The sequence below is a fragment of the Pseudomonas sp. 203-8 genome, from assembly GCF_020708595.1.
In the GTDB taxonomy this organism is placed as follows: Bacteria; Pseudomonadota; Gammaproteobacteria; order Pseudomonadales; family Pseudomonadaceae; genus Pseudomonas; species Pseudomonas aeruginosa.
On sequence record NZ_JAJFDF010000012.1, the window covers coordinates 164,139 to 179,978 of the forward strand.

The window sequence follows — 15,840 nt, forward strand, 5'->3', positions numbered from 1 at the left end:
GCACTGCGCATCGGCTCTCACCGCCCCTCCGGCAACCTCGCGACCACCTTGATCTCGAAGCTGAAGCCATACAGCCAGTTCACCCCCACCGCCGTCAGCGTGGGGTACGGCGCCTCGCCCCAGTACTCCGGGACGATCTTCCAGATGCGCTCGAAGTTGGCCTCGGCGTCGACCATGAACACGGTGACGTCGAGCACATCGTCGAACCCGCAACCGGCCGCGGCGAGCACCGCATTCAGATTGTCGAAGGCGCGGCGGACCTGGGTCTCCAGCTCGGGTTCGGGAGAGCCGTCGTCGCGGCTGCCGACCTGGCCGGAGACGAACAGCAGGCCGTCGCTGCGGACCGCCGGGGAATAGCGGTTGCGCTCGTAGAGGGCCTGGCGGCCGGCGGGGAAAACCACGTCGCGTACAGTCATGCGATACCTCCATCCTGGGGCTCCCGGCCCCGTCATCGTCGATGGAAGAACGGTAAGGTCGTGCGCGCCGTGGATAAACGCGCAACCCTGGCCATGACTGTTTGTAGAATCCAAACAATCCCCGACGACCCGGAGTCCCGATGGACCGTTTCGATGCGATGCAGGCCTTTGCCCGTGTGGTGGATACCGGCAGCTTCACCAAGGCGGCGGAGACGCTGCACATGAGCCGCACCAGCGTCACCCAGTTGGTCCAGCAACTGGAAGCGCGGCTGCGGGTACGCCTGCTCAACCGCACCACGCGCAAGCTCAACCTGACCGCCGACGGCGCCGCCTACTACGAGCGGGTGGTACGTCTGCTGGCGGAACTGGACGATGCCGAGACCAGCCTCTCCAGCGCCGCCCTGGCGCCCCGCGGGCGTCTCCGGATCGACGTACCGAGCCCGCTGGCGCGGCTGCTGCTGATCCCGGCGTTGCCCGAGTTCCATGCGCGCTATCCGGAGATCCAGATCGACCTGGGCGTGAGCGATCGGCTCGTCGACCTGATCGACGAGAACGTCGACTGCGTCATCCGCGGCGGCGAACTGCGCGACCAGTCGCTGATGGCGCGGCGGGTCGGCGACCTGCAACTGGGGGTCTACGCGGCACCGGCCTACTTGCAGCGCGCCGGCGTGCCGAGCCACCCGCGCGAACTGGAGGACAGCCACCAGCGTATCGTCGGCTTCCTCTGGGCGCGCACCGGCAAGGCCCTGCCCTACGCCATGCGCAGGGGCGAGGAATGCCTGCGGGTGGCGGGCCGTCATGTGCTGGCGGTGGACGACGGCAACGCCTACCTGGCGGCCGGGCTGGCCGGCCTGGGCATCCTCTGGCTGCCGCACTACATGGCGCGTGAGCCCCTCGCCCGCGGCGAGCTGCTGCCGCTGTTCGAGGACTGGAGCCTGGAGCCGATGCCGCTGTACCTGGCGTTCCCGCCGAACCGCCACGTCAGCGGCAAGCTGCGGGTGTTCATCGAGTGGGTCGCCGAACTGATCGCGCGGCATGCGCCGCCGTTGCATCCGCCGCTCTGAAACAAAGACGGAGGCGTATCCTGGAAAACCCTGGAGTAATGGTAAGCGGCCAGGGCTCTATATATGCCCCGCGATTATAAAGATGACTGATACGACCATAAGCCGGATATCCTGGAATTCAACCAAGCCGACATCGGAACGGTTTCCGAGCGGTGAATGAAAGATTCACCCAGCCTTATATTCAGGACTGGTCAAACCGGATAACTTGAAAATCCGGATTTCGTTAACCCGATCACATCGATAGATGCACCAGCAAAGCACTCGCGCACTACACCCTGCACCTCTCTGAAGCAAGCCGAAGGCTCTATAGCGGCACTCCAGACCAAACTTTAGTTGGTAGAGAGAGCACTCCAACATCAATGACAAGTGAGGGGAATAGCTATCTATTCTGCTATCCATAAACGCTTCTTCATATTTAATAGCTAGCAGAAACGAATATAAAAAATATTTGAACGACTCCGTCACCCCTGCATATCTTTCGCCACGCGAACGATTAAGGAAGTTGCCCTCCCCAAACTGAAGGAGTCGATTCATGCATAAGAGAACGTACCTGAATGCATGCCTGGTTCTGGCGTTGGCTGCCGGCGCGAGCCAGGCCTCGGCCGCGCCCGGTGCGAGCGAAATGGCTGGCGACGTCGCCGTGCTCCAGGCCTCCCCGGCGAGCACCGGCCACGCCCGCTTCGCCAACCCCAACGCGGCGACCTCGGCGGCCGGCATCCACTTCGCCGCGCCCCCCGCCCGCCGCGTGGCCCGCGCCGCGCCGCTGGCGCCGAAACCGGGTACGCCGCTGCAAGTGGGCGTGGGCCTGAAAACGGCGACTCCGGAAATCGACCTGACAACCCTCGAATGGATCGACACTCCGGACGGGCGCCACACCGCGCGCTTCCCGATCAGCGCTGCGGGGGCCGCCAGCCTGCGCGCCGCGATTCGCCTGGAAACCCGCAGCGGCTCGCTGCCCGACGACGTGCTGCTGCACTTCGCCGGCGCCGGCAAGGAAATCTTCGAGGCCAGCGGCAAGGACCTCTCGCTCAACCGTCCCTACTGGAGCCCGGTCATCGAGGGCGATACCCTGACCGTCGAACTGGTGCTGCCGGCCAACCTGCAACCGGGCGACCTGCGCCTGTCGGTACCCCAGGTATCGTATTTCGCCGACTCCCTGTACAAGGCCGGCTACCGCGACGGCTTCGGCGCCAGCGGCAGCTGCGAGGTGGATGCGGTCTGCGCGACCCAGAGCGGCACACGGGCCTACGACAACGCCACCGCAGCGGTGGCGAAGATGGTCTTCACCAGCTCGGCGGACGGCGGCAGCTACATCTGCACCGGCACCCTGCTGAACAACGGCAACTCGCCCAAGCGCCAGTTGTTCTGGTCGGCCGCGCACTGCATCGAGGACCAGGCCACCGCCGCGACGCTGCAGACCATCTGGTTCTACAACACCACCCAGTGCTACGGCGACGCCTCGACCATCAACCAGAGCGTCACCGTGCTGACCGGCGGGGCGAATATCCTGCACCGCGACGCGAAGCGCGACACCCTGCTGCTGGAACTCAAGCGCACTCCGCCGGCCGGCGTGTTCTACCAGGGCTGGAGCGCCACGCCGATCGCCAACGGCTCGCTCGGCCATGACATCCACCATCCGCGCGGCGACGCCAAGAAGTACTCGCAGGGCAACGTCTCGGCAGTGGGCGTCACCTACGACGGGCATACCGCCCTGACCCGCGTCGACTGGCCGTCGGCGGTGGTCGAAGGCGGCTCGTCCGGCTCGGGCCTGCTGACCGTCGCCGGCGACGGCTCCTACCAGCTGCGCGGTGGCCTGTACGGCGGCCCCTCGTACTGCGGCGCGCCCACCTCACAGCGCAATGACTACTTCTCCGATTTCAGCGGCGTCTATTCGCAGATCTCCCGCTACTTCGCGCCCTGAGGCCAGCCAGGCTATCGATCGCGCACCGGCGGATAACCGCGCAGCGGTTATTCGCCCTACGCCCGGATTGGCGCCTGGAAGTGCGGCTTCTTTCGTCGTCCGGGACAGGTAGGGCGCATAACGCCAACGGCGTTATCCGCCGTTTATCCCGCGCAGCGGTTATCCGCCCTACGCCCGGATTGGCGCCTGGAAGTGCGGCTTCTTTCGTCGTCCGGGACAGGTAGGGCGCATAACGCCAACGGCGTTATCCGCCGTTTATCCCGCGCAATGGTTATTCGCCCCACGCCCGGATTGGCACCTGGAAGTGCGGCTTCTTTCGTCGTCCGGGACAGGTAGGGCGCATAACGCCAACGGCGTTATCCGCCGTCTATCCCGCGCAGCGGTTATTCGCCCCACGCCTGGATCGGCGCGTGGAAGAGGGGCGTTATGCGCCGCCGTACGTTCAGTCCTGGCGGCTGGTGACTTCCAGCAGGTGGTAGCCGAACTGGGTCTTCACCGGCCCCTGGACCACGTTCAGCGGCGCGCTGAAGACCACCTGGTCGAACTCGCGGACCATCTGGCCGGGGCCGAACGAGCCCAGGTTGCCGCCGTCGCGGCCGGAGGGGCAGGAGGAATGCTCGCGGGCGACTTCGGCGAAGTCGGCACCGCCTTCGATGGCGGTCTTCAGTTCGTTGCACTTGGCTTCGCTGGAAACCAGGATGTGGCGGGCAGTGGCTCGGGCCATGGGGAAATACTCCTAGGGTGAAACGGCAGAGCCTAGCAGACATCGACGCCCGCACCGACAGCCCGCGACCGGAGGAGGCGCTCGACAAGCGTGGCGAGGGCTGCTTGACTCGCCGCCTTTGCGAATCCGGGAACGCCCTCCGATGAGCCAGACCTTCCACGGCAGTTGCCTGTGCGGCGCGCTGCACTACCGACTGTCCTCGCCCCCGCGCGCACTCTCTCACTGCCACTGCGGCCAGTGTCGCAAGGCCCATGGCGCGGCATTCGCCAGCTATGGCAGCGTCCCCGTCGCGGACCTGCACATCGACCGCGGCGCCGACCTGCTCGCCGCGTTCCGCTCCTCACCCGCCGTGCTCCGGCGCTTCTGCTCGCGCTGCGGCTCGCCGCTGTTCTGGTCGAGGAGCGAAGGCGAGTTCGCCGACTGGGTATCGGTCGCCCTCGGCAGCCTGGACACGCCCTTCCCAGCGGCGAAACAGAAGCATGTCCAGGTCGCGTCGATGGCCTGCTGGTACCGGATAGCCGACGACTGGCCGCGGTTCGACTGAAGTCCGCCCGCGATCCGCCGGCCGGTGCCTGTTTTTTCGCCGGCAAAGCCCGGGCCTGGGGTACCATGCCGCGCCCTTCGCCGCCGGTCCTTGCCGCCCATGTCCGCCACCGCGCTGTACACCGACCTGTCCCACTATTACGACCTGATGTGCGCCGACATCGACTACCAGGCGCAGAGCCACTGCGTGCGTCGCCTGCACCAGTTGTTCGGCAACCAGGGCCGGCGGCACCTGGACCTGGCCTGCGGTACCGGCCCTCACGTGCGGCACTTCCTCGATTTCGGCTATCGCAGCGCCGGCCTGGACATCAACCAGCCGATGCTCGACCTCGCCCGACAGCGCTGCCCCGAAGCGCACTTCAGCCGGCAGGACATGGCCGGCTTCCAGGTGGACGAGCCGCTGGACCTGATCACCTGTTTCCTCTATTCGATCCACTACAACGCAGGGCTGGAGCGCTTGCGCGCATGCCTGGCCAGCGTGTATGGCGCACTGGCGGATGGCGGCGTGTTCTGTTTCAACACGGTGGACAAGGGGCAGATCGACAATCGCGCGTTCGTCCGCCATTCCGTGGAGCATCGAGGCAGCCGCTTCACCTTCGGTTCCGGCTGGTACTACAGCGGCGAGGGCGAGCGCCAGGCGCTGCGCCTCGGTATCGAGAAAACCACGGACGGAACGACCCAGACCTGGGAGGACGAACACCCCATGGTCGCCCTCGGCTTCGCCGAGCTGCAGCACCTGTTGCAGACGCATTTCGAGGTGCAGGTCTTCGAACACGACTACGAACGGATCACGCCCTGGGCCGGCAGCTCCGGGAATGCCCTGTTCGTCTGCGTGAAGCGCTAGCCTCCGGATATCCTGGCGCAAACGTGACGATCAGGCTGGCACGGGCGGGGCAGCGTTTCACAGGGGGCTGCGGAGGATTCTTCGTCGCTTTCGGCACGCTGCGTCCGACCCGCTAGAGGCCTGCCTGGCCGACGATCCGTGCGCGCCTTCTCGGCTAGACCAAGGTCGCAAAGACCCCGCCGGCCATCTGTGACACCTTCGCGCGCTTTTTTACCCCCGCTGTCGAGAGTCACCGCATGTCCTCCCCGTTTTCCCCCCGTTCGCCCCGCACCCTTCGCGGCCTGGGCGCCCTCGCCCTGTGCGGCGGATTCGTCGCCCCGGCCCCTGCCGCCTTCCTCGAGGACGGCAGCGCGCGCCTGGAAGCGCGCACCGTCTACTTCAACCGCGACTTCCGCGACGGCAGCTCGGCCAACCCGCAGGGCGCCTCCAAGCGCGAGGAAGCCGCGCAGGGCTTCATCCTCGACCTGCGCTCGGGCTATACCGAGGGCGCGCTGGGCTTCGGCGTGGATACCCTGGCGATGCTCGGGATCAAGCTCGACTCCAGCCCCGCGGACAGCAACAGCGGCCTGCTGCCTTCCAGCGGCCACGATCCGCGTCGCTCGGTCGACCAGTACGCCAAGGCCGGCGTTGCCGGCAAGATGCGCTTCTCGCAGACACAGTTCAGGTACGGGGCGATGCTGCCAGACATGCCGTTGCTGAAATACAACGACGGACGCCTGCTGCCGACCCTGTTCCACGGCGCCCAGCTGACCAGCGAGGAGATCGCCGGGCTCAGGTTCTCCGCCACCCGCCTGGAGCGCTACACCGCGCGGGACTCCAGCGACGCCCAGGACATCCGCCTGCACTGCAAGAACAAACGCTACGCCTGCGACACCACCGGCAACCGCTTCGACGCCTACCAACTCGACTACCAGGTCAACGACGGCCTGCTGCTGCAATACGCCCAGGGCGGCCTGCGCAACGTCTATCGCCAGCGCTACCTCGGTGCCGTGGGCAAGCGGCAGGTCGGCGCCGGCAAGCTGAGCGCCGACCTGCGCTGGTTCGACAGCGAGGACGCCGGCGCGGCCCGCGCCGGCAAGATCGACAACCGCGCCCTCAGCCTGCTGCTCGCCTACGCCGAGGGCGGCCACACGCTCAGCGCCGGCTGGCAGCGGATGAACGGCGCCAGCTCGATGCCCTACCTCGACGGCAGCAATCCGTACCTGGCCAACTACCTGCAGGTGAACGACTTCGCCAACCCCGAGGAACGCTCCTGGCAACTGCGCTACGACTTCGACCTGCGCAGCGTCGGCGTGCCCGGCCTGAGCTTCATGACCCGCTACGTCAACGGCGACCATATCCGCCTGGCCAACGGCGACGAGGGCAAGGAATGGGAGCGCGACATCGAGCTGAAGTACGTGGTGCAGAGCGGCCGCTTCAAGGACCTCAGCCTGCGCCTGCGCAACGCCACCTACCGCACCGACTTCGAGCGCTCGGCGCGCGACGTGGACGAGGTGCGCCTGATCGCCAGCTACAACCTGTCGCTGTTCTGAGCCGTCGCGCCGGAACGCACACCGGCGCGACGCTCCGGCGGTTCAGACCGCCAGGGCGCGTTCGCGCAGCTCGACGTTGAGGATGCGGTCGTTCTCCGAGTAATCCACCGGGCAATCGATCACATGCACCCCGGGCGTGCCCAGGCAGCGCTCCAGCAGCGGCAGGAAGCCCTCGGCGCTGTCGACCCGGTGGCCATGGGCGCCGTAGGCCTCGGCGTAGCGCACGAAGTCCGGGTTGCCGTAGTCCAGCCCGAAGTCGGCGAAGCCCATGTTCGATTGCTTCCAGCGGATCATCCCGTAGCCGTTGTCGCGCAGGATGATCACCGTCAGGTTCATCTTCAGCCGCACCGCGGTTTCCAGTTCCTGGCTGTTCATCATGAAGCCGCCATCGCCGCACACCGCGACGATCGGCCGGTCCGGGTAGACCAGGTGCGCGGCCATCGCCGAGGGCAGGCCGGCGCCCATGGTGGCGAGGGCGTTGTCCAGCAGCACGGTGTTGGGCATGTGTGCCTTGTAGTTGCGGGCGAACCAGATCTTGTACATGCCGTTGTCCAGGGCGACGATGCCCTGCGACGGCAACGCCCGGCGCACGTCGGCCACCAGGCGCTGCGGATAGAGCGGGAAGCGCGGGTCGTCGGCGCCTTCGGCGACCTGCGCCTCGTTGGCCTCGCGGATCGCCAGCAGGCGGGTGAAGTCCCAGTGCGCGGTATCGTCCAGCGCCTCGCCGATCTGCCAGATGGCGTTGGCGATGTCGCCCACCACTTCGATCTGCGGGAAATACACCGGGTCCACCTCGGCGGAACGGAAGTTCACGTGGATCACCTCGGTACCGCCGCGAACCATGAAGAACGGCGGCTTCTCGATCACGTCGTGGCCGACGTTGACGATCAGGTCGGCCGCCTCCACCGCGCGATGCACGAAGTCGCCGGCGGACAGCGCGGCGTTGCCGAGGAAGCGCGGGTGACGCTCGTCGACCACGCCCTTGCCCATCTGGGTGGTGACGAAGGGAATGCCGGTCTTGTCGATCAGTTGCTTGAGGACCTTGGCGGTCATCTTGCGGTTGGCCCCGGCGCCGATCACCAGGATCGGGCTGCGCGCGGCGCGCAGCTTCTCCACCGCGGCGCAGATCGCCTTGTATTCCGCCAGCGGCCGGCGGCTCAGGCTCGGCGGGATGGGCAGGCTGTCGGTCTGCTCGGCGGCGATGTCCTCCGGCAGCTCCAGGTGCACCGCGCCGGGCTTCTCTTCCTCGGCCAGGCGGAACGCCTCGCGGACCCGCGAGGGAATGTTGTCGGCGGAGGCCAGTTGGTGGGTGTACTTGGTCAGCGGCTGCATCATGCCGACCACGTCGAGGATCTGGAAGCGGCCCTGCTTGGACTTCTTGATCGGCTTCTGCCCGGTGATCATCAGCATCGGCATGCCGCCCAGGTAGGCGTAGGCGCCGGCGGTGACCAGGTTGGTGGCGCCCGGGCCGAGGGTCGACAGGCTGACCCCGGTCTTGCCGGTGAGGCGCCCGTAGGTGGCGGCCATGAAGCCGGCCGATTGTTCGTGGCGGGTGAGCACCAGCCGGATCTGCGACTTGCGCAGGGACTCCAGCAGGTCGAGATTCTCCTCGCCGGGAATTCCGAAGACGTACTGCACGCCCTCGTTTTCCAGGCATTGCACAACCACATCGGCTGCCTTGGCCATCTGCGTTCTACCTCGGGTGGTGGCGGTTCTGACCGCTCGAACACTGCGCCCCTCGCGCCTCGCTGTCCAGCCCCGCCCGGCCGGCGGAAGGCTCTGGCGCCGGCTTCGCCGGCAAGCGAACGGCGCTCCCGCCATTAGCGCAGCTGAACCCGACCACCTGATCATCAGCACAGCTAATAATTCATTCGCTGATTTCATGGTGAGGGCGGAGCCCGGATGGTAGAAATCCACCTACCGCTTTACGCGCCGCGCCCCCTCCATCTCACCGAACCCTGAAGACGACCATGCCCGAGCACGCCCCGATCCTCCCCGTCATCGCCGCCGAGGTGGCCGCCCTCGCCCCCGGTTTCCGCGCCCTGAGCCTCACCGTCGAGGCGGCGCCGATCGTTCGTCCGGAAATCGCCGGCCGCGCCGTAGAGCGCGCCTGCCAGGCGCTGGCGCGTGGCGAACCGGACTGGGCCGAGGCGCACCTGGCAGCCTGGGCCGAGGCGTTCCGCCGCTTCGGCGCCAAGCCGCAGCGTACCCCCTGCTCCGCCGAAGCCCTGCGCAAACGCGCGCTGCGCGACGGCGGGCTGCCGAGCATCGACCCGGTGGTGGACCTGTACAACGCCATCAGCGTGCAATTCGCCATTCCGGTAGGCGGCGAGAATCTCGCCGCCTATGCCGGCCCGCCGCGCCTGGTGGTCGCCGACGGCAGCGAGACCTTCGACACCCTGAAGAACGGCGAGGCGGTCGACGAATCCCCCGACCCCGGCGAGGTGGTCTGGCGCGACGACCTTGGCGTCACCTGCCGCCGCTGGAACTGGCGCCAGGGCGTGCGCACCCGCCTGGATGCCAGCGCCCGGCGCATGTGGTTCATCCTCGAGAGCCTGCCGGAAATGCCGCTGGCGGCCCTGCACGAAGCGGGCGGCCTGCTGCTCGACGAATTGCGCCTGATGATGCCCGGCATGCGCGCCGACTCGCGCCTGCTGTGCGTGGCGACGGTACCCGCCGACAGCGTATAAGGACCCAGTCCCCGAGGAGAACAGAACATGTACCTGCCTTCGCATTTCGAAGAGTCCGACCCGCAGGCGCTGCACGCGCTGATCCGGGACTATCCGCTGGGCCTGCTGGTCAGCCACGGCGAAGCGGGCCTGGACGCCAACCACCTGCCGTTCGAGCTGAGCCCGGCAAAGGGCGCGCAAGGCACCCTGGAAGCCCATGTCGCGCGCAACAACCCGGTTTGGAGCGAGCTGCGCGACGGCGACGAGGTGCTGGTGGTGTTCCGCGCCGGCGATGCCTACATCTCGCCGCAGTGGTACCCGAGCAAGCAGGAGCACCACCGCCAGGTGCCGACCTGGAACTACCGGGTGGTCCACGCCCACGGCCGGGTGCGGATCCGCGACGACGAACGCTATGTGCGCGGACTGGTGGCGCGCCTGACCCGCACCCACGAGGCGACCCAGGAAACGCCCTGGAAAATGACCGACGGCCCCGCCGACTACATCGACGAGATGCTCCGGCTGATCGTCGGCATCGAAATCGAGATCACCCGCCTGGTCGGCAAGTTCAAGCTCAGCCAGAACAAGGAAGCCCGCGATATCCGCGGCGCCAGCGCAGCGCTGCTGGCCCGCGGCGAACAGGCGATCGGCGCGGCCATGGACGATTGCGCCGCCCGGCGCGACGGCTGAGGTTCAGGCCTCGCCCGGTTGCGGCCGGTGGTGGACGAACTCGACCACCGTGCCGTCCGGCAGCAGCGCATTGAAGCAGGCGCCGGTGGGCGCGCGCGCCGGCCCGAAGATGATCTGCGCGCCGGCAGCCAGCAAGCGCCGGTGATAGGGCTCGATGTCGTCCACCAGCAGGGTGCCGGTGGTGCTGCGGAACGGCGCCAGCGCCTCGTCGCTGCCCTCCAGCAGGAGGAAGGCGCCGACCGCGGCGAGTGTCAGGCGTTTCTCGGGAAAGTCGAAGCGCATGTCGTGGGCGACGCCCTGCAGGTCTTCGTAGAAAGCGATGGCCGCATCGATGCTGCCCGGTTCCAGGTAGACACGGATGAACACCCGCGGCTCGGCGAAACCGGACGAGTCGTTGACGCGACGCCAGAGAAAAGGCTGGGACATGGCGCAGGACCTCCGCAGGTCAGGGCGAAAGGTCCGTTCTAGCATGCCGGCCGCGTCCGGCGAAACGCCCTCATTTCGTCGAGCGGACGTTGCCGTAGCGCACTTCTTTCGACGGCGGGTAGCCGTAGAAGGCGGTGTAGCACTTGCTGAAGTGGCTGGGCGAGACGAAGCCGCAGGCGACCAGGACCTCCAGCATGGTCAGGTCGGAATGTTGCAGCAGGCGCCGGCACTCGGTGATCCGCAACTCCAGGTAGTAGCGCACCGGCGTGGTTCCGAGCTGCTGCTGGAACAACCGCTCGATCTGCCGCCGCGAGCGCCCCACGTAGTGGGCGAGCTGCTCCTGGCTGAGCGGTTCCTCGATATTCGCCGCCATCAGGTTGATCACTTCGCGCAGCGGCTCGCTCATCTTCTCGTGCAGGGCGGGGCGCACCCGCCGGTAGCGCGACTCCTCGAAGGCGAGGATATCCACCACCGCCTCCACCAGGTCGCGCCCGTGGCGCCGGGCGATCCACTCCAGCGCCAGGTTGAAGGCGCCGGTGGGGCTGGCCGCGGTCAGGCGGTCGCGGTCGACCATGTAGCTGTCGCTGGTCACCTGGCTGTTGCGGGCGATCTCGGCGAGGGCGGCGCGGTGCTCGGGATGGATGCAGCAGCGGTAGCCATCCAGCAGGCCGGCGTCGCCGAGGAACCAGGCACCGTTCCACAGCCCGGCCAGGGCGACGCCGCGCGACGCCACGTCCTGCAACGCTTCCCGCAGCGCGGCGGACGAGCGCAGGGGCGTGCGCAAACCGCCGCAGACCACCAGCAGGTCGAGTCCTTGCCGCGCCGCCGAGGCGAGCGCCAGGTCCGGGCAGATCAGCAACCCGAGGTCGCTGGTCACCGGCTCGCCGCTCAGGCTGAAGTTGCTCACCGCGAAGGACTCGCTGCGGATCAGGTTGGCGGTCACCAGGGTGTCCAGCGCCTGGGTGAAGGCCGGCAGGGAAAAGTGTTCGAGCAGCAGGAAGCCCACCCGTGCCCGTGCCGAGCCCCCCTCCCCGGCCCCGGTGAACCTGAGGTTCTGCCCTTGCAGGGCGGCGCTGAAACGCCTTCTTTCCATCGATTCGTGCCTCTTGTTCTTCTTGTTCCCGGCCAGCGGGCCGCGACGCCTGCCGTCGCGGCGAAAACCCCGGGCGCTCCATCATATGCGCAAGCCATGTGACTTGGCGCCTCCCTGGCGCGCCGGGGGAATATGCTCAAATACGCCCTCGGGGGGCTGCCCCTTTCACACGCCACGGCGTCAGCGGAAACAGCGCGGACGAACGGTACGGAAACGCCCCGAAAAACCTGTAGACATATTGTCTAACAGAATCCTATAGTCATTATACAAACTGTAGACACAGCCCATGACAAGTAGAAAGGCCTCCATGAAAGCCCAACCCGACGTCGACTCGAACAGCGCCGATGCCCCCTTCGACCGCAAGGCGGTGCTGGGCGATGCGCTGCGCCGGCGGATCCTGAGCATGGAACTGGCGCCCGGCGCGGTCGTCGACGAACTCGCCCTGTGCGACGAGTTCGGCCTCTCGCGCCCGCCGGTGCGCGAACTGCTGCGGCAGATCGCCGCCGAGGGCTACATCGAACTGGAAGCCAACCGTGCGCCGCGCGTCGCGGCCATGAGCCACGACTCGCTGCACGCCTTCTTTCTCGCCGCGCCGCTGATCTACATCGCCACCACGCAACTGGCGGCCACCCATGCCAGCGAAGCGGAGATCGAGACGCTCAAGGCGATCCAGGAAGATTTCCGCAAGGCCATCGAAGAGAAGCATGTGGAAAACCGCGTCATCCACAACGACGCCTTCCACCTGGAGATCGGCAGGATGGCCCACAACGACTACCTCATGCCCAGCCTGCGCCGCTTGCTGATCGACCATGCGCGGCTGGGCAAGATCTTCTACCGCCATCCGACCACCGACGACATGCAACGCGACCTGGAACTCGCCTGCGACCAGCACGACCAGATCGTCGATGCCATCCAGCGGCGCGATCCGGATGCGGCGGCGGACATCGTCCGTGCGCATTTCGAGCTGTCGCGCCGGCGCATGGCCGAGTACGCGGCACCGGCCGGAGTGGAGGTGGCGCTGGTCTACGAGGGTTAGCGAGCCCCCGCGCCACGGCCCCGCCCGAGAAGCGGAGGCGGTCACGCAGGGGATGGTTACCGGGTTCCAATAACAAGAGTCAGGTCCCTGCGATGACGAAAGTAACCCACCTTCCGGCCGACGACCGTTCCTGCGGCTGGTATCACCTCAGCCCGCCGCGGCGGCCGAAGCCGGCCCACTACGGCAGGAGCGCCGCCCGTTGGGTGGTGGTCGGCGCCGGCTTCACCGGCCTCGCCGCCGCGCGCCAGCTGGCGCTGCATTTTCCCGACGAGGAGATCGTCCTGGTCGAGGCCCAGGAAGTCGGCTTCGGTACCGCCGGGCGCAACGCCGGCTTCGCCATCGACCTGCCCCACGACATCGGCGCCGACGACTACATCGGCGACATAGCGACCGCCCGGATCGGCCTGAAGCTCAATCTCGCCGGCCAGTCGCTGCTCCGCGAACAGGTGCAGCGCCATGCCATCGACTGCCAGATGAAGGCCTGCGGCAAGTACCAGGCGGCCGTCGAGGCGCGCGGCGTGGCTGTGCTCGACGCCTACCGGCGCGGCCTCGATCGGCTCGGCCAGGCCTACGAGGTGATCGAGGCGGACGACCTCCCGGGACACATCGGCACCGCTTTCTATCGCAAGGCCCTGTTCACCCCCGGTACCCTGCTGGTGCAGCCCTCGGCCCTGGTCAAGGGCCTGGCCGACAGCCTGCCGGGCAACGTCAGCCTCTACGAACACACACCGATCACCGCCGTGGAATATGGCGACAGGACCCTGCTGAGCCATCCCCACGGCAGCATCCTGGCCGACCGCCTGGTCCTCGCCAACAACGCCTTCGGCATGAGCTTCGGCTTCCTCCAGGGGCGGATGCTGCCGATCTTCACCTACGCCAGCCTGACCCGGCCGCTCGATGCCGAGGAGCGGGCCCGCCTCGGCGGGCGCCCCTACTGGGGCCTGATCCCGGCCGACCCTTACGGCACCACGGTGAGGCGTACCCCGGACAACCGCCTGCTGATCCGCAACAGCTTCAGTTTCAACCCTGACGGACGCAGCGCCGGGAAGTACCTTGAGCGCTTCGCCGTACGCCATCGCGCCTCGTTCCGCCAGCGCTTCCCGATGCTCCCGGAAGTCGGCTTCGACTACACCTGGGGCGGCTCGCTGGCGCTGTCGAGGAACCACATGGGGCACTTCGGCGAGCTGGCGCCCAACGTCTATGGCGCCCTGTGCTGCAACGGCCTGGGGGTAACCCGCGGGACCGTCACCGGGAAGCTGCTGGCCGACTGGCTGGCGGGCGAACGCAACGAGCTGATCGACTTCCTGCTGCGCGCGCCCGGTCCCAGCGGCAATCCACCCGAACCACTCCTTTCCCTTGGCGTGAACCTCAACCTGAGGTGGGGGCAGTATCGAGCAGGTAGAGAAAGCTAGGCATCCCTAGGAACGCGCCCGCGGGCGCCGACTTCGATTCAGACGGCCATTGAAGACCGGAGCTGGAGAGCGTTCCAGCCTCGCGGATTCGCTCGGCCCGAATTCACCGGCAGCGGTTAGAACCAGGAGACAATAATGACAAATCCTACGACCTCGATCGAAGACGTACCCCTCAACGCCTTCCACCGGCTGTTGACCCTGCGCTCCGGCGGCGGCTCCTTCGTCGACGGCTACGTGCTGAGCATCATCGGCGTGGCGATGCTGCAGATGACCGCGGCATTGCAACTAAACAGTTTCTGGCAGGGCATGATCGCCGCCTCGGCGCTGGTCGGCATCTTCTTCGGCGGTTTCCTCGGCGGCTGGCTGACCGACCGCCTGGGCCGCCGCAGGCTGTTCTTCGTCGGCCCCAGCCTGTTCGTCCTCGCTTCCCTGGCGCAGTACGGGGTCGACTCGGCGGCGGCGCTGTTCGTCCTGCGCTTCCTGATCGGCGTGGCGGTGGGCATCGAGTACCCGGTCGCCACCGCCTTGCTGGTGGAGTTCCTGCCGAAGAAGTATCGCGGACCGCGCCTGGCCACCCTGACCATCCTCTGGTTCGCCGGCGCCGCCTTCGCCTACCTGGTCGGCGACCTGATCCTGCGCAGCGGCGGCGAGGACGCCTGGCGCCTGGTACTGGCCAGCACCGCGGCGATCGGCGCCGTGCTGTTCCTGCTACGCATCGGCACCCCCGAGTCGCCGCGCTGGCTGCTGAGCAAGGGCCGCGACGCGGACGCAGAACGGGTCATCCGCCAGGTCTACGGCGAAGCCTTCTCGCTGGAAAACCTGCCCGAACAGGCGCTGGAACGGAAGGTCACCATCTGGCACCTGCTCTACGCCGGCTACGGCAAGCGCATGCTCTTCGTCACCCTGTTCTGGACCTGCTCGGTGATCCCCGTGTTCGCCGTCTACGCCTTCGCGCCCAAGGTGCTGCTGGCGCTGAACCTGAAGGGCGACTGGGCCTCCTACGGTTCGGTGGCGATCACCCTGCTGTTCGTCATCGGCTGCATCATCGCCACCCGCCTGATCAACCGCATCGGCCGGCGCTGCATGCTGCTGCACAGCTTCCTCTGGTCCGGCCTGGCGCTGCTCGGGCTGGGCGTCTTCCACGCCGGCTCGGAGGCGACCATCCTCGGCCTGTTCGGTGCCTACGCGCTGTTCATCGGCGGCGCCCAGGTGCTGCAACTGGTCTACCCGAACGAACTGTTCCCCACCGAGATCCGCGCCTTCGCGGTCGGCGTCGGCACCTCGTTATCGCGCGTCGGCGCCGCGGTGGGCACCTACCTGGTGCCGCTTTCCCTGGAAACCCTGGGTACCGCCCAGACCATGTACGCCGCCGCGCTGGTGACCCTGCTCGGGCTGCTCGTGACCTGGGCCCTGGCGCCAGAAACCCGTTCGCTGAACCTGCAGCAGGCGGCTTCGCTCACCTGAACCACCCGC

Annotated in this window: 15 protein-coding genes; 10 read left to right on the forward strand and 5 right to left on the reverse strand. The window is 67.3% G+C overall.

Annotated features, from left to right (window positions below):
• Positions 1-17 precede the first annotated feature (17 nt).
• The gene (locus LJF27_RS26345) at positions 18-416 is read right to left on the reverse strand and encodes a RidA family protein (RefSeq protein ID WP_003101334.1); all 399 of its coding nucleotides are present in this window, start codon (positions 414-416) and stop codon (positions 18-20) included.
• Positions 417-556: 140 nt separating this feature from the next.
• Here LJF27_RS26345 and LJF27_RS26350 point away from each other — a divergent pair, with 140 nt between their 5' ends.
• Together LJF27_RS26350 and piv are read left to right on the forward strand one after the other, a co-directional pair.
• On the forward strand, positions 557-1,480 hold the full coding sequence (locus LJF27_RS26350; RefSeq protein ID WP_003101343.1) for a LysR family transcriptional regulator: 924 nt from the start codon (positions 557-559) through the stop codon (positions 1,478-1,480).
• A 532-nt stretch (positions 1,481-2,012) separates the two neighbouring features.
• On the forward strand, positions 2,013-3,401 hold the full coding sequence (piv, locus tag LJF27_RS26355; RefSeq protein WP_023117183.1) for a protease IV: 1,389 nt from the start codon (positions 2,013-2,015) through the stop codon (positions 3,399-3,401).
• Positions 3,402-3,843: 442 nt separating this feature from the next.
• Here the strand turns inward: piv and LJF27_RS26360 are convergent, their stop codons facing one another.
• On the reverse strand, positions 3,844-4,125 hold the full coding sequence (locus LJF27_RS26360) for a peptidylprolyl isomerase (protein WP_003101349.1): 282 nt from the start codon (positions 4,123-4,125) through the stop codon (positions 3,844-3,846).
• A gap of 142 nt (positions 4,126-4,267) precedes the next feature.
• On the opposite strand from LJF27_RS26360, the gene LJF27_RS26365 reads away from it, so the two are divergent.
• From LJF27_RS26365 to LJF27_RS26375, 3 genes are all read left to right on the forward strand, one after another.
• On the forward strand, positions 4,268-4,669 hold the full coding sequence (locus LJF27_RS26365) for a GFA family protein (protein WP_003118174.1): 402 nt from the start codon (positions 4,268-4,270) through the stop codon (positions 4,667-4,669).
• Between the two features lie 99 nt (positions 4,670-4,768).
• Complete coding sequence (gene eftM / locus LJF27_RS26370) at positions 4,769-5,512, forward strand: class I SAM-dependent methyltransferase EftM (protein ID WP_023117184.1); 744 nt, start codon at positions 4,769-4,771, stop codon at positions 5,510-5,512.
• 236 nt (positions 5,513-5,748) lie between these two features.
• Complete coding sequence (locus tag LJF27_RS26375) at positions 5,749-7,044, forward strand: OprD family porin (protein ID WP_023117185.1); 1,296 nt, start codon at positions 5,749-5,751, stop codon at positions 7,042-7,044.
• A 42-nt stretch (positions 7,045-7,086) separates the two neighbouring features.
• Here the strand turns inward: LJF27_RS26375 and LJF27_RS26380 are convergent, their stop codons facing one another.
• Positions 7,087-8,730 (reverse strand): acetolactate synthase large subunit, encoded by a 1,644-nt coding sequence (locus LJF27_RS26380; protein WP_003093568.1) that lies wholly within the window; start codon positions 8,728-8,730, stop codon positions 7,087-7,089.
• A gap of 284 nt (positions 8,731-9,014) precedes the next feature.
• Between LJF27_RS26380 and LJF27_RS26385 the strand changes: the two genes are divergently transcribed.
• Positions 9,015-9,734 carry a B3/4 domain-containing protein gene (locus LJF27_RS26385; RefSeq protein ID WP_023096439.1) on the forward strand — a complete coding sequence of 240 codons (720 nt, stop codon included), beginning with the start codon at positions 9,015-9,017 and terminating at the stop codon, positions 9,732-9,734.
• Between the two features lie 27 nt (positions 9,735-9,761).
• Positions 9,762-10,400, forward strand: a complete 639-nt coding sequence (locus tag LJF27_RS26390) for an FMN-binding negative transcriptional regulator (RefSeq protein ID WP_003112977.1) — start codon at positions 9,762-9,764, stop codon at positions 10,398-10,400.
• A gap of 3 nt (positions 10,401-10,403) precedes the next feature.
• Here LJF27_RS26390 and LJF27_RS26395 read toward each other — a convergent pair whose 3' ends face one another.
• Positions 10,404-10,871, reverse strand: a complete 468-nt coding sequence (locus tag LJF27_RS26395; protein WP_025921192.1) for a VOC family protein — start codon at positions 10,869-10,871, stop codon at positions 10,404-10,406.
• Positions 10,872-10,896: 25 nt separating this feature from the next.
• Positions 10,897-11,919 carry a GlxA family transcriptional regulator gene (locus LJF27_RS26400; RefSeq protein ID WP_003129343.1) on the reverse strand — a complete coding sequence of 341 codons (1,023 nt, stop codon included), beginning with the start codon at positions 11,917-11,919 and terminating at the stop codon, positions 10,897-10,899.
• Positions 11,920-12,226: 307 nt separating this feature from the next.
• On the opposite strand from LJF27_RS26400, the gene LJF27_RS26405 reads away from it, so the two are divergent.
• The 3 genes from LJF27_RS26405 (at position 12,227) to LJF27_RS26415 (ending at position 15,831) form a co-directional block, all read left to right on the forward strand.
• Entirely contained in the window at positions 12,227-12,955 is a 729-nt protein-coding gene (locus LJF27_RS26405) for a GntR family transcriptional regulator (RefSeq protein WP_003101372.1), read from the forward strand.
• Positions 12,956-13,047: 92 nt separating this feature from the next.
• Complete coding sequence (locus tag LJF27_RS26410) at positions 13,048-14,367, forward strand: NAD(P)/FAD-dependent oxidoreductase (protein ID WP_023117186.1); 1,320 nt, start codon at positions 13,048-13,050, stop codon at positions 14,365-14,367.
• Between the two features lie 135 nt (positions 14,368-14,502).
• Positions 14,503-15,831, forward strand: coding sequence for an MFS transporter (locus LJF27_RS26415; RefSeq protein ID WP_003159279.1), 1,329 nt, complete (start codon positions 14,503-14,505; stop codon positions 15,829-15,831).
• The last annotated feature ends 9 nt before the right edge of the window (positions 15,832-15,840 follow it).